The organism is Ensifer sp. M14 (assembly GCF_003355565.1).
Lineage (GTDB): Bacteria > Pseudomonadota > Alphaproteobacteria > Rhizobiales > Rhizobiaceae > Ensifer.
In genome coordinates this window covers 2,736,289-2,749,314 of the sequence record NZ_QJNR01000004.1, presented here as the reverse complement: position 1 = coordinate 2,749,314, position 13,026 = coordinate 2,736,289, and the positions used below count along the sequence as shown (strand labels likewise).

Genomic DNA, 13,026 nt, shown 5'->3' with positions numbered 1-13,026 from the left:
GCTAGCACGCAGCGCGTATTCTTGTCCAGTCTTCTCAGCTTTTCGGTTCATAGCGAACGAAGGCGAAGCGATCTCCGCCCGGCGACCAGTTCGGAACGTTCATCGTGCCCTGTCCACCGAAGAGTTCGAACAGGTCGCGTGCATTGCCGCCATCCATATCCATCAGCCGAAGCCGTACGTTCAAGTCTCGCGGATGATCGAAGACATCGCCGTCGTAGGAGAGAACCAGCAGGTGTCTTCCATCCGGCGACGGATGCGGGAACCAGTCGCCATAAGGGCTGTCGCTGATTCGCTCGATGTCGGTGCCATCAGGCCGAACGCGCCAGATCTGCATGCGCCCCGTGCGGCTGGAATTGAAATAGATCCACGCTCCATCGGGTGACCAGTCTGGGCCGTCGTTGCGGCCCTCGCCCTGTGTCAGCCGCCGCTCCACGCCGCCCTCGACCGATATGGTATAGATATCGAACACCTGGTCGCGAATGCCGCAATAGGTGAGCGACCGGCCGTCGGGCGACCAGCCATGCCAGTAGGACGGAAGGTTCGGCGTCACCAGGCGCGGACTGCCGCCCGAAGCCGGCAACAGATAGATCGCCGACTTGCCGAACTCCGTCTTGTCGCTGATCGCGATGGTGCTGCCGTCAGGCGAAATGCCATGGTCGTTGTTGCAGAGATGGGCGAATCCGGTGTCGATCTCGACCGGCTCCGTGCCATCAAGCGCCAGCCGATAGAGCCGGCCGTCGCCGTTGATGATCAGAGACCGTGCGTCCGGCGACCAGTTCGGCGCTTCGACCAGCCTGTCGGTCTGCCAGACCACACGCGTCTGGCCGGTCAGGATGTCATAGGTCTCGACCGAACTGCGCATCGTTAACCCCGGTCGCGGAACCGGTTTGTGATCGGATAGCGCCGGTCACGGCCAAAATTCTTCTTGGTGATCTTGACGCCGGGCGCCGACTGCCGCCGCTTGTACTCGGCGATATAGAGCAGATGCTCTATGCGGTGCACCGTCGCCTCGTCATGGCCGCGCACCACGATCTCCTCCGTGCTCATCTCCTTTTCCACCAGGCATTCGAGAATGTCGTCGAGCACCGGATAGGGCGGCAGCGAATCCTGGTCCGTCTGGTTGGGACGAAGCTCGGCCGAGGGCGCCTTGTCGATGATGTTTTGCGGGATGACCACGCCGGAGGGCCCGAGTGCGCCGGGCGGCACCGTGGTGTTGCGCCAGCGCGAGATGCCGTAGACCTGCATCTTGTACAAATCTTTGATCGGATTGAAGCCGCCATTCATATCGCCGTAGAGCGTGGCATAACCGACCGACATTTCCGACTTGTTGCCGGTTGTGACCACCATCGAGCCGAACTTGTTGGAGACGGCCATCAGAATGGTGCCGCGTGTTCGGCTCTGCAGGTTCTCCTCGGTAATGCCCGATTCCGTGCCTTCGAACATATCGGCGAGCGCGCCGAGGAAGCCCTGCACCGGCTCCTCGATCGGCACGATATCGTAGCGGCAGCCGAGCGCTTCGGCGCAATCCTTGGCGTCCTTGAGCGAATCCTTCGAGGTATAGCGGTAAGGCAGCATGATCGTGCGCACCCGCTCCTCGCCGAGCGCGTCGACGGCAAGGGCCGCACAGATCGCCGAGTCGATGCCGCCGGACAGGCCGAGCACGACATTCTTGAAGCCGTTCTTGTTCACATAATCGCGGAAGCCGAGCATGCAGGCGCGATAGTCCGCCTCCTCCCGCTCCGGCAGACGCGACTGCAGGCCGCCGGCACAATGCCAGCCATCATCGCCCTTCTTCCATTCGACGATCGACAGCGCTTCCTCGAACTGGCTCATCTGGAAGGCCAGCGACTTGTCCGTGTTGAAGGCGAAGCTCGCGCCGTCGAACACCAGTTCATCCTGCCCGCCGAGCTGGTTGGCGTAGATCATCGGCAGACCGGTCTCGATCACCTGTTTCAGCACCACCTGATGGCGCACATCCACCTTTTCGCGATAATAGGGCGAACCGTTCGGTGACAGCAGGATTTCAGCGCCGCTTTCGGCCAGCGTCTCGCACACGCCGAGATCGCCCCAGATGTCCTCGCAGATCGGAATGCCGATGCGGATGCCGCGAAAGTTGACCGGCCCAGGCATTTCGCCCTGGTCGAACACCCGCTTTTCGTCGAACTCGCCATAGTTCGGCAGATCGACCTTGTCACGAACCGCAATGATCTTGCCGCCATCGAGAACGGCGACGGCATTGTGGCGCCCTGTTTTGGCGAGACGAGGGAAGCCGATAATGACGCCGGGGCCGCCATCGGCAGTTTCCTCAGCCAGCTTTTCCACCGCCTGCAGGCAGGCTTTGAGGAAGGCGGGCTTGAGCACCAGATCCTCCGGCGGATAGCCAGAAATGAAAAGCTCTGTGAGCAGCAGAAGATCAGCGCCCTGGCGCGCCGCATCGGCGCGGGCTTCTCGCGCTTTCGCCAGGTTCCCGGCGATATCGCCGACTGTCGGATTGAGCTGGGCGACGGCGATGCGAAGCAGGGTGGGGGCGGCTTTATGAGCGGTCATGAGCGGGCCTGTCGGTCTGTTCTCGAACGAATGCGTCTGACTTTCGCCCCGATCTTTAGCGCAATCCGCACCAAAATACCCACAGCCAATCGCGGCGAAGCGAAAAATTCCAAAAAATTCTGCTATTCCGGCTTGTTATCGGCGCGGGTTCGCACGCCCTCACGTCACGAAAACCTGTTTCCAAACACCCTGAACAAGCCATTCATCCCCTGTTCAAATTGACGGTCGTATGACAGTTACACGACACATTGATGAAATTGGAGAAGATGTTGGCTAGTATCGATTCAGCCGTAGCGAGGAGATCACGAGTCTACGCCGATAGACCCGGATTCGCCGCGCGGCACGCCAAGACGCTGACCTCCGCACGCAGTGCATTGTTCTCGCTGTCGATTGCGGCGGCGCTCGTTTTTGCAGTCGAGTTGATCGTGCGCCAGTCCATGGCCGACACGGTTGCCTATTTCCTCGATCCGACGCGCCCCGCCTGGACCACCATCGGCACATTCTTCCTTATTCTGCTCGCCATCGATGGCGTTTTCGGCCGTGAGCACAAGTCCGCCGTGGTGCTCGCACCGCTGGCGATCATACCGGCCATCATCTGCCAGCAGAAGCAGGTCTTCCTCTCCGACCCGCTCTACCCGACCGATTTCCTCTTTGGTCGCCAGATTCTCGAACTGATGCCGGTCCTGGTCAAGGACCGCCCCTGGACCGCCGTCGGCATCGTGGTCGGGCTTGTTGCTGCCGTTGCCGCCATCGGCCTGTTGCTGCGCTACGCCTGGCGCAATTTCCCCAAGCTGACGCGCCGCGAGCGCATCGCCCGTGCGGCCTTCGCGCTGCCACTGCTCTTCGCCTTCTGGAACATAATGGACTACAACCAGTTCTCCTGGATCCGTGATCGCCTGAAGGTCATCCCGATCATGTGGGATCAGACCGAAAACTATCGCCACAACGGCTTTGCGCTCGCCTTTGCCATCAACCTGCCGATGGCCAATGTCAGCGCGCCTGCCGGCTACATGGCCGATGCGATCGACCGCATCCCGGTCAAGCCGCTGCCGGCCGGCACCTCGCACCGCAGCAAGCCCGACGTCATCGTACTGATGAGCGAATCCTTCTGGGATCCGACCCGGTTGCCGAACGTCAAGCTGTCGCCCGACCCGATGCCGACGATCCGCGAGATGCAATCCGGCAACGTGTTCTCGCCCGAGTTCGGCGGCATGACGGCAAATGTCGAGTTCGAAGCGCTGACCGGCTTTTCCAACGCCTTCCTGCCCTATGGCAGCATCCCGTACCAGCAGTACATCCGCAATCCGATCCCGTCGCTTGCCACCTTCTTCCGTGGCGAAGGTTACGTTTCGCGGGCGATCCATCCGTTCCAGAGCTGGTTCTGGAACCGCACGGCGGTCTACAAGGCCTTCGGCTTCGATACCTTCAAGTCGGAGGAAAACATGCCGCCGATGCAGAAGCGCGGCATCTTCGCCTCGGACGAGTCCCTGACGAACGAGATCATCCGCCAGGCCGATGCCATGGACGACCCGTTCTTCTTCTTCGCCGTCACCTTGCAGGGCCATGGCCCGTATGAGGCCAACCGCTACGCCAAGAACACCATCAAGGTTGAAGGCAACCTGCCCGAAAGCGACCGCCAGGTGCTGGCGACATATGCTCAGGGCATCAAGGAAGCCGACGAGAGCCTGAAGAAGCTGATGGATTGGGCGAAGGAACGCGACCGGGAGACCATCATCGTGCTCTTCGGCGACCATCTGCCGCCGCTGAACACCGTCTATACCAACACCGGTTTCATGAAAGGCGTGACGGCCGAGCGTAAAGGTCCAAAGGACCAGATGAAAGCGCAGCACGAAACGCCACTCGTCGTCTGGTCGAACAAGACTGGTCCGAAGAAGAATGTCGGCACGATCAGCCCGGCCTTCCTCTCCTACCAGATCCTGAAGCAGTCCGGTTACGAGCATCCCTACTACACCGGCTTCCTCGGCAAGGTGCACGATCAGTACCGCGTCGTCGACCGCTACATGCTGATCCGCAAGAATGGCAAGGACGTCGCCGAATGGTCCCGTCAGCCGAAGGTGCCGGCGCTGCTGCGCGACTATCGCTTCCTTCAGCATGACATGATGTTCGGCAAGCGCTACTCGACGGACCGCTTCTTCAAGTCGCACGCGGATCTTTACGCCGCAGGTTTCTAGTTCGTATCGCCAGAAGGCGCGCCGCGTAAAACACCGCTCTTGTGCAGCGCAGGATGCCTGAGAGCCTGACATGACAACGCAGAGCCGGACGGGTGACCGTCCGGTTCTTTTCACGTGAGGTCTCCCGTTGATTTCCTCGCCGAAGTGGTGCGCTAGATATCGTCCGATCCATTTCCGGAGGTAACCATGCCGCATTTCAACGACCTATCTCAGCACTTGTTCGGCAAGCCGCTTGCCGAACTCGGCGAGATCGAGCGTCGCATCCTTACCCGCGCAAAGGAACGGCGTACAGTTGCGACGGACACCAACGCCGAGTTCAGCGCCGAGCTGTCCGTCGGAGATCGGCTTGCCGACTCCATCGCCAGGGTTGGCGGCTCCTGGGCTTTCATTCTCAGCTTTTGCGGCTTTCTCGTCGTCTGGGTGATCGTCAACACCGTCTTGCTCATGACCGGGGCGTTCGACCCCTACCCCTTCATCTTCCTGAACCTGCTGCTCTCGATGCTGGCGGCATTGCAGGCGCCGGTCATCATGATGTCCCAGAACCGGCAGGCCGAGCGCGACCGCTTCGCCGCGGCAAAGGACTACGAGGTCAATCTGAAATCGGAAGTCGAGTTGATCTCCCTGCATCACAAGGTGGATGACGTGCTGCTGCACGAAATTGCCGAGTTGCGGGCCGACCTCGCCACTCTCAATCGCCAGCTTGCCCAATATCGGCACATACCCAACACCGACTAGCCGGGTTGGGCGCGGCTAAAACCAAGCAGGATCTACGCAATCGCTAATTCAATCACAAATGTGCATTCTGCACCAATAGGCTATTTCTAGCCATTGAAACAACCTATTCGCGTATCAGAAAATTAACACTTGAAGCGCAGCCTGAAGGTGCAGGGACAGAGAAAAAGCAGTCACGGTTCGGTCGGAGTTGCTGAAATGTCCAGAATAACGCGCCTGTTTGGCAGCCGCGATGGCGCTGCCGCAATTGAATTTGCAATCGTCGCCCCCCTCTTCTTTCTATGCGTGCTGACGTTGATCGCTTACGGCATCTACCTCAGCGCCGCCCATTCCATTCAGCAGATCGCAGCCGACGCCGCCCGCACCGCCATTGCAGGGCTTTCGGAAGGCGAGCGGGAACGTCTGGCCACCGACTACATCCAGCGCACCACGATGGATCAATCCTTCATCAAGCCGTCCCGCATGACCGTGACAGTCAAGGCCGACGCGAGCAACGCCAACCAGTTCACGGTGAGGATCAAGTACGACGCCAGCGATCTGCCCATCTACAACATGTTCACCTTCGCGATGCCAAGCGAGCAGATCGAGCGCTTCGCCACCATCCGCTTGGGAGGCATCTGAAATGGTTCTGAAAACAACGGCATTGCGAGCGCTCGCCCAATCCAGGCATGGCAACATCGGCATGTCCGCCGCACTTGTCATGCCCCTCGTTATAGCGTCCATGGGGCTTGGCATCGACTACGGCTATCTCACCGTACAGAAGCGGGAGATGCAGCAAACGGTCGATCTCGCCGCCATCGCCGCCGCATCTAACGTCTCTTCCGCAGAGCAGGCCGTTCTCAAGTACTTTTCCAACAACAGCCTCAATTTCGCGGTCGCGACACCCACCGGGCTGTTGACCGTCGATGGCAAGATTGTGCTACCGAGCGATGTCGGCACGGCAAAGATCGACGGTGTGGCAACGGTCACGCGCGGGCGCTATGTCCCCGATCCGAACATCGCCGCCGGGCAGCGCTTCGTCAAGAACGCGGCCCCTTCGGATGCCGTCCAGGTGCACCTGCAAAAGAAGGGACAGATCTTCCTTGCCTCCGTCTTCAGCGAACCACCGGAACTCAATGCCGTCGGTACGGCCGCGAGCTCGAAGATTGCCGCATTCTCTGTCGGATCCCGCCTTGCCAGCCTGAACGATGGCCTCCTCAACGCCATACTCGGCCAGATGCTTGGCACCAATATCTCGCTGAAGGTGATGGACTACAACGCCCTGATCGACGCGGATATCGATGTCCAGCCGTTCCTGAAGATCATTGCGACCAAGCTCAGCCTCACGACCGCCTCCTATGAAGACGTGCTCGACGCCAAACTGACGATGCCACAGCTGCTGTCCTCCATGCGGCTGTTCCAGGGGCTGTCCGGCACCGTCAACTCCGCACTCAAGAGCATCGAGCTGGCGACGGCCAACAACAAGAAGACCTTCACTCTGGCGCAGATACTCAATCTAGATCCCAAGAAAGACCTGAGGATCGATGCCGGTTCAGACTGGGCGATGAAGGTCAGCGCCCTGCAGATTGTCTCCGCAGCGGCCGCCATTGCCAACGGCCAGAACCAGATCGCGCTGAATGCGGTCGCCGGGTTGCCGGGCATCGCGTCGGCGACCGTCAAGCTCGCGATCGGCGAACCGCCGGTCGAGACGCCAAGCCATCGCCTCGGCACGCCAGGTGCTGCGGTCCGCACGGCACAGACCCGCCTTGCTGTCGAAGTGGGCATCGACGGGCTGGCCGCCCTTGCCGGTATCCGTATTCGTTTGCCGATCTACGTCGAGCTTGCCCACGCCGAAGCCAAACTCTCCGATATCCGCTGCTACGGCGGCAGGCCGGAGAACGCGGCAGTCGTCGTCGATGCGGTTCCGGGCGTCGCCGAAATCGCGATCGGCGACGTCAATCCGAAAGTGCTTTCGAGCTTTTCGTCGGACGCCCGCGTCGAGCGCGCCCGCATCGTCGACGCGCTGGTGGTCAAGATCGACGCGATCGCTCACGTTGAGGCGCAAAACCTTCAGGCGTCCCGCCTCACCTTCAGCCCTGCCGAAGTGGCCGCGCGTTCGATCAAGAGCGTATCGACCAGGGACATCCTGTCATCGACGACGAAAACCCTGCTCAACAATCTGGATCTGAATATCCAAGTCTTGTTCCTGACGCTTGGCAGCCCGACGGTCCTGCAGCAGGCGCTCGCCCAAACCCTTGGTGCCGTCACAAAACCAGTGGACGATCTGCTCTACAACCTTTTGCTTCTGGTCGGGGTGCGGGTGGGCGAAGCCGATGTCCGCGTCACCGGGGTCAAGTGCCAGCCGCCAGTGCTCGTGCAGTAACCGCACCGTAGAAAGGCAATGGGGCCGGCCGCGGAAAAATCCGTTGCCGGCCCTTTCGAACAAAATGGCGGCTTCGCACGTTATGAGCAAGGTAAAGCTGCTACAAGCAGCAAAGTTGAGTAGTATCGCGGCAGGCGTGGCGAGGGATCAGCCTCCGAAGCGTATGCGAAAGATCGTCGGGAGACGTGCACGACAGATGCATTTGGTGGCGAAACAGGGGGATGCTGCACCGGAAAAACCGCCCGCCTTTACGGCGGACGGAATTCTGCGCAACCCGCTGCTGCGTGAGACGCTGCAGATCAGCGCCCGAGATTTGATGGCGGTCTACGACATCTTCCCGCGCGTGGCTCGGTTGGTCGCCTCCCATCAGAAGTGGATCTTGAGCCAGGCCGCCTACGCACTGCATCTCGAGCGCGATCCGACCCATCCCGATTCCGGGATCACAGCCGCGCGGCTGTTGAAGTTCATGCGTGATACCGGCGGTGCAAGTCGAAACACGGCAGCCGCATTCCTGGCCGAGCTACTGGCCTACAAGCTGCTGCGCGACGTCAGCGGCGAGCGGACGAACAAGAAGGTCCGCCCTCTCGAACCGACAGAAGTCAGCGAGAGCGCCATGATGCGGTGGTTCATGAGCCAGATGGGTACGCTCGATCGCCTCGATGGCGGCAATCGCCTGGAACACGTCGAGGCCGACACCTCCGTCCTTGTCCGCACGCAGCCGATTGCGGCAAGGATGCTCCTGTCCGACAAGAATTGGAGCGAGCCTCCCGAAGGTGTCGCCATCTTCGCCTGGACGGAATGCGGTGGCTTGCTGCTCGATGACCTCATGGCACGCCCGAAAAGCCTGACGCCCGTGGACGGCAAGGTTTGGCTCGACCTCAATCTGGCCGAGCTTGCCACCCATTATACGATCTCCAACACTCACGTCCGCAGGCTGTTTACCAAGGCGCAGGACTCCGGTTACATCGGCCGATCGAACGACGGTGCACGTGGTCGCTTCTGGATGAGCACCCGGTTGGTCGACGAGTACTGTCGCTGGCAGGCGGTAAAGCTTGCCGCGCTGGCCAACGCCTATGAGCGAGCCACGGACGGCGCGGTCCGGCTCGCAAAATAGTCCGCCGTCTTTCGTGCGGCGAAATTGACGTGCGCGTCGGAAGGTTCGGCGCGCCTCGGCCATTTCCTGCGCCTGCCTGAACCTGCCGGAGGTTTTCCCTTGGACCGATTGCGATCTAGGCTGCTGGCCCTGTGAACACGCCCGGCCTGGTCGGCTCGATTTCCACACCGTGGCGCGCCAGTTCGGGTCCGTGCTTCCGAAAGACCTTGATCCAGGTCGCCACCTCGGCAATTCCGACAAAATTCGTCGCGCGGTGCCCATCTTCGCGCACACGAACCTCGGCGATCAGCCGCCTCTTCCAGCTCTCACCGCTGGTCAGGCTACCGGTCAAGAACACGAATGCGAGCACGCGATCAGGGCGGTGGGCAGCAAGGTATGCCAGGAGCGTGTCGGACATTGCGCGATGTGGCGCATTGATGGTGGCGCAGACCATATTTTCCGCAAATTCATCATCCGACATGGTCGTCGCACTCCCTCTCTTCTGGCGAACACTGCGTCGCAGCGAACCTGCAACATATCGACCTTTCGCCAGAAAAACCTTCCAAGGCCGCTCTCGGTATAGGCAATCGGGGACCCGGTGAACGCACTTTAGCGGTGTGCACGTCGCCGGGCAAACGTTGCCAATGTTCAATCTGCCCTTCGCCGCTCACCACCGGCCAGTCAGCACGGCACCATCGCTCGTTGTTGACCTTGACGCATGCCTTCGCAGTGCCGGGAGTCATTGCCTCCCTTCGATTTTCAACCCACGACGCCCGGAGGCAGGGATGCACGCGCACAGGTGTCATCCCAGGCTGCTGCTGGTGGTCCGCCCTTGTCGCGTGCAAGGATGACCTCCTGGAGATTGAACCACGACATCTGCTCCATCAGGTTCAAGTTTGCCAGGCGCAGGTGACGCTATTCTTTGGCAGGCGGTTGACCCGTCCCCGGGGGCAGGACCGATAAAGATTGCGGTGAACAGGAAGAGGTGATTCGTGAGCGACTCCACGTGTTTCTTGACTGCAACCGAGGCCGCCAGGCGTCTTGGCGTCTCGGTCAAGGCTTTACGCCTCTATGAACAGCATGGGTTGATCACGCCGGTGCGAACGTCGGCGGGATGGCGAACCTATGGTCCGGTTCAAATGAAGCGTGCGGGCGAGATCGCCGCCCTGCGCTCGCTCGGCCTCACCCTGGCGCAGATCCGCCGCGTGCTCGATGGTGGCGCGCGGGAGCTGGGCCCCACCCTGGCGGCGCAGCAGGGATTACTGGAAGCGCGGGCTCAGGATTTTCAAGATACTGTCGCCAAGGTCCGCCGGCTCCGCCGTGACCTGGCCAACGGGGCCGACAACGCGCCCGGCTTGCAGCAACTGGTGCAAGGGCAGCCGTCATCCGACAATCCCGAGGTCGCGTTCGATCTGCCATGGCCATGGGGCGGCGAGGCGTTCAAGCTGCACACGATCCATCCGCTGACCTACATCATCGGACCGCTCGGCAGCGGCAAGACACGTTTGGCCAAGGCCATTGCCACGGCCCTGCCCGGCGCGGTCTTCGTGGGTATCGATCGGTTGGAGGAGGAAGCTAGCATGGCCGCTCGCCGCCGGCTCGAGATGGAACCTCAGCTGAAATCACGCATAGACACCATTCTTGTGCGACTGGTAGACGATGGCGCCGTGGCATCGCCACCATTGACTGCTCTGTTGGTGGCATTGGAAGCGGACGCCAAGGCATTCGTTGTCGATATGGTCGAACAGGACCTCGACGCCGCTTCGCAAACCGCTTTGCTAAAGTACCTGCGTCACCGCCGTACCGACAGGCGGCCGATCTTCATGTTGACCCGGTCCAACGCTGTCCTTGACCTTGCCGCCCTCGGACCAGGCGAAGCCATCATTTTGTGCCCCGCCAACCATAGCCCGCCGACCGAGGTCGCGCCCTATCCGGGTGCCCCGGGCTACGAGACCGTCGCCAACTGCCTGGCGTCGCCGGAAGTCCGGGCACGGACGCAAGGTGTCATCGCCTGGCGACCGGAAGTGGCTTGAAGGCTTTTACGGCCGCCCAGCGTCGAACTTCGGCAGGTCGTCGTCGATGCCATAGAAATCGCCCTTGTCGGCGCAGTAGATGTGGTAGCCGGGTTTAAGGTCCGTCGGCTTTTCAAAGGCGCCGGCCATGATCGACGTGTAGTCAAGCCCATCGGCTTTCCAGAACAGAGCCGACCCGCAATGACGGCAGAACCCCCGTTGTGCGTCTCCGCTCGTGCGATACCAGGTGATATCCTCGGCGCCTTCCAGCTCCAGGTCGCGGTCCAGAACATTGGTTGCGGCGTAGTAGAGCCCCGTTTGTTTGCGGCATTGCGTGCAATGGCAAAAGATCAGCTTGCGCAGCTCTCCCCGCGTCTTGAAGCGTACCGCCGCGCAAAGGCAGCTGCCGCTGTGAATATCGGACATGGTCCCCCGACCTCCCTCAATGAAAAATGCCGGGCCAGCTTCGCGAGTTGGCCCGGCATTGTCAATTTCATAGCAGTCGCCCGAGCGTCAGAAAAACTGAACCGCGCGGCGCGGCGTCTGGATCAGCCGTTGACGACCAACTTCTTCTCGTCGCGGCCGCCCTTCATGCGCTCGGCGAGCAGGAACGCCAGTTCCAGCGCCTGGTCCGCGTTGAGGCGCGGATCGCAATGGGTGTGGTAGCGATCGGCAAGATCGTCGCCCGAAAGCGCGCGCGCACCGCCGGTGCATTCGGTCACATCGTTGCCGGTCATCTCAATGTGGATACCGCCCGGATGCGAACCTTCCGCACGGTGGATTTGGAAGAAGCTTTCGACTTCCGACAGGATCCGCTCGAACGGACGGGTCTTGTAGTTGTTGAGCGTGATCGTGTTGCCGTGCATCGGATCGCAGGACCAGACGACCTTCTTGCCTTCGCGCTCGACCGCGCGGATGAGGCGCGGCAGGTGCTCGGCAACCTTGTCGTGGCCGAAGCGGCAGATCAGCGTCAGGCGGCCGGCCTCGTTGGCCGGGTTGAGCAGATCGATCAGTTCCAGCAGGCCGTCGGCCGTAAGCGACGGGCCGCACTTCAGGCCGAGCGGGTTCTTGATGCCGCGGCAGTATTCGATATGGGCGTGGTCGGGCTGGCGCGTCCGGTCACCGATCCAGATCATGTGACCCGAGGTCGCGTACCAGTCACCGGATGTGGAATCGACACGCGTCAGCGCCTGCTCGTAACCGAGCAGTAGCGCCTCGTGGCTGGTGAAGAAATCGGTCTCGCGCAAGCTCGGATGGTTTTCCGAGGTGATGCCGATCGCCTTCATGAAATCCATGGTCTCGGAGATCCGGTCGGCGAGCTTGCGGTAGCGCTCGGCCTGCGGGCTGTCCTTGACGAAGCCGAGCATCCACTGGTGCACGTTGTCGAGGTTGGCGTAGCCACCCATCGCAAAGGCGCGCAGGAGGTTGAGCGTCGCGGCGGACTGGCGGTAGGCCATGATCTGGCGTTCCGGATCCGGAACGCGTTCGGCTTCCGTGAACTCGATGCCGTTGATGATGTCGCCACGGTAGCTCGGCAGCTCGACGTCGCCCTGCTTCTCAATGTTGGACGAGCGCGGCTTGGCGAACTGGCCGGCGATACGGCCGACCTTGACCACCGGCTGCTGGGCACCGAACGTCAGGACGACGGCCATCTGCAGGAAAGCGCGGAAGAAGTCGCGGATCGTGTCGGCACCGTGCTCGGCGAAGCTTTCGGCGCAATCGCCGCCCTGCAGCAGGAAGCCGCGGCCCTCGGCAACATTGGCAAGCGCGCTCTTCAGACGCCGCGCTTCACCGGCAAACACCAGCGGCGGATACTTAGCGAGTTTCGCTTCCGTTGCCGTCAATGCAGCGAGGTCCGGATAATCCGGCACCTGCTGGATGGGTTTCTGCCGCCAGCTATTCGGAGTCCAAGTCTGTGCCATTTCGATCACCTGTTGTCTGCCGCGGACGTTTGCCCGCGCGGGTCGCGCCCTGACGGTTTCGATGCCGCCCGGTATTCGGAAATTTCACTGCGTCCGCGCCCAGCTCCAGCGCATGGGTCAAGCCATAGCGCCCGCCCGAAGCCGGTCACTTCGCGGATGCGGGCTT

At 61.3% G+C, this 13,026-nt stretch carries 11 protein-coding genes; 6 read left to right on the top strand and 5 right to left on the bottom strand.

The features are described 5' to 3' along the window. Window positions 1-34: 34 nt before the first annotated feature. A complete protein-coding gene (locus tag BLJAPNOD_RS13260; protein ID WP_115420151.1) occupies window positions 35-862 on the bottom strand; it encodes a TolB family protein in 828 nt (275 codons plus the stop codon). 2 nt (window positions 863-864) lie between these two features. Next, window positions 865-2,547 (bottom strand): NAD+ synthase, encoded by a 1,683-nt coding sequence (locus BLJAPNOD_RS13255; protein WP_115420150.1) that lies wholly within the window; start codon window positions 2,545-2,547, stop codon window positions 865-867. Window positions 2,548-2,816: 269 nt separating this feature from the next. Between BLJAPNOD_RS13255 and BLJAPNOD_RS13250 the strand changes: the two genes are divergently transcribed. The 5 genes from BLJAPNOD_RS13250 to BLJAPNOD_RS13230 all read left to right on the top strand — a co-directional run bounded on the left by BLJAPNOD_RS13250 (window position 2,817) and on the right by BLJAPNOD_RS13230 (window position 8,947). Beyond that, on the top strand, window positions 2,817-4,739 hold the full coding sequence (locus tag BLJAPNOD_RS13250) for an LTA synthase family protein (RefSeq protein WP_199565936.1): 1,923 nt from the start codon (window positions 2,817-2,819) through the stop codon (window positions 4,737-4,739). 186 nt (window positions 4,740-4,925) lie between these two features. Next, a complete protein-coding gene (locus tag BLJAPNOD_RS13245) occupies window positions 4,926-5,474 on the top strand; it encodes a DUF1003 domain-containing protein (protein ID WP_115420148.1) in 549 nt (182 codons plus the stop codon). Window positions 5,475-5,669: 195 nt separating this feature from the next. Beyond that, the gene (locus BLJAPNOD_RS13240; RefSeq protein ID WP_077503688.1) at window positions 5,670-6,092 is read left to right on the top strand and encodes a TadE/TadG family type IV pilus assembly protein; all 423 of its coding nucleotides are present in this window, start codon (window positions 5,670-5,672) and stop codon (window positions 6,090-6,092) included. 1 nt (window position 6,093) lies between these two features. Beyond that, on the top strand, window positions 6,094-7,833 hold the full coding sequence (locus tag BLJAPNOD_RS13235; RefSeq protein WP_115420147.1) for a pilus assembly protein TadG-related protein: 1,740 nt from the start codon (window positions 6,094-6,096) through the stop codon (window positions 7,831-7,833). Between the two features lie 163 nt (window positions 7,834-7,996). Beyond that, window positions 7,997-8,947 (top strand): hypothetical protein, encoded by a 951-nt coding sequence (locus tag BLJAPNOD_RS13230; RefSeq protein WP_343215804.1) that lies wholly within the window; start codon window positions 7,997-7,999, stop codon window positions 8,945-8,947. 115 nt (window positions 8,948-9,062) lie between these two features. On the opposite strand, the gene BLJAPNOD_RS13225 is transcribed toward BLJAPNOD_RS13230, so the two are convergent. Continuing rightward, the gene (locus tag BLJAPNOD_RS13225; RefSeq protein ID WP_115420146.1) at window positions 9,063-9,407 is read right to left on the bottom strand and encodes a hypothetical protein; all 345 of its coding nucleotides are present in this window, start codon (window positions 9,405-9,407) and stop codon (window positions 9,063-9,065) included. A 511-nt stretch (window positions 9,408-9,918) separates the two neighbouring features. Between BLJAPNOD_RS13225 and BLJAPNOD_RS13220 the strand changes: the two genes are divergently transcribed. Next, on the top strand, window positions 9,919-10,959 hold the full coding sequence (locus tag BLJAPNOD_RS13220; protein ID WP_115420145.1) for a MerR family transcriptional regulator: 1,041 nt from the start codon (window positions 9,919-9,921) through the stop codon (window positions 10,957-10,959). A 6-nt stretch (window positions 10,960-10,965) separates the two neighbouring features. Here BLJAPNOD_RS13220 and BLJAPNOD_RS13215 read toward each other — a convergent pair whose 3' ends face one another. Beyond that, window positions 10,966-11,364 carry a GFA family protein gene (locus tag BLJAPNOD_RS13215; RefSeq protein WP_115420144.1) on the bottom strand — a complete coding sequence of 133 codons (399 nt, stop codon included), beginning with the start codon at window positions 11,362-11,364 and terminating at the stop codon, window positions 10,966-10,968. Between the two features lie 122 nt (window positions 11,365-11,486). Then, window positions 11,487-12,860: a 3-deoxy-7-phosphoheptulonate synthase class II gene (locus BLJAPNOD_RS13210; RefSeq protein ID WP_077503918.1), complete on the bottom strand. Its 1,374-nt coding sequence runs from the start codon at window positions 12,858-12,860 to the stop codon at window positions 11,487-11,489. Window positions 12,861-13,026 lie beyond the last annotated feature (166 nt).

What these genes read in the sequence shown, in the direction of transcription:
- BLJAPNOD_RS13240 (WP_077503688.1), top strand. Translation starts at nt 5,670, where the DNA reads ATGTCCAGAATAACGCGCCTGTTTGGCAGCCGCGATGGCGCTGCCGCA.
- BLJAPNOD_RS13255 (WP_115420150.1), bottom strand. Translation starts at nt 2,547, where the DNA reads ATGACCGCTCATAAAGCCGCCCCCACCCTGCTTCGCATCGCCGTCGCC.
- BLJAPNOD_RS13215 (WP_115420144.1), bottom strand. Translation starts at nt 11,364, where the DNA reads ATGTCCGATATTCACAGCGGCAGCTGCCTTTGCGCGGCGGTACGCTTC.
- BLJAPNOD_RS13225 (WP_115420146.1), bottom strand. Translation starts at nt 9,407, where the DNA reads ATGTCGGATGATGAATTTGCGGAAAATATGGTCTGCGCCACCATCAAT.
- BLJAPNOD_RS13210 (WP_077503918.1), bottom strand. Translation starts at nt 12,860, where the DNA reads ATGGCACAGACTTGGACTCCGAATAGCTGGCGGCAGAAACCCATCCAG.
- BLJAPNOD_RS13245 (WP_115420148.1), top strand. Translation starts at nt 4,926, where the DNA reads ATGCCGCATTTCAACGACCTATCTCAGCACTTGTTCGGCAAGCCGCTT.
- BLJAPNOD_RS13235 (WP_115420147.1), top strand. Translation starts at nt 6,094, where the DNA reads ATGGTTCTGAAAACAACGGCATTGCGAGCGCTCGCCCAATCCAGGCAT.
- BLJAPNOD_RS13230 (WP_343215804.1), top strand. Translation starts at nt 7,997, where the DNA reads ATGCGAAAGATCGTCGGGAGACGTGCACGACAGATGCATTTGGTGGCG.
- BLJAPNOD_RS13260 (WP_115420151.1), bottom strand. Translation starts at nt 862, where the DNA reads ATGCGCAGTTCGGTCGAGACCTATGACATCCTGACCGGCCAGACGCGT.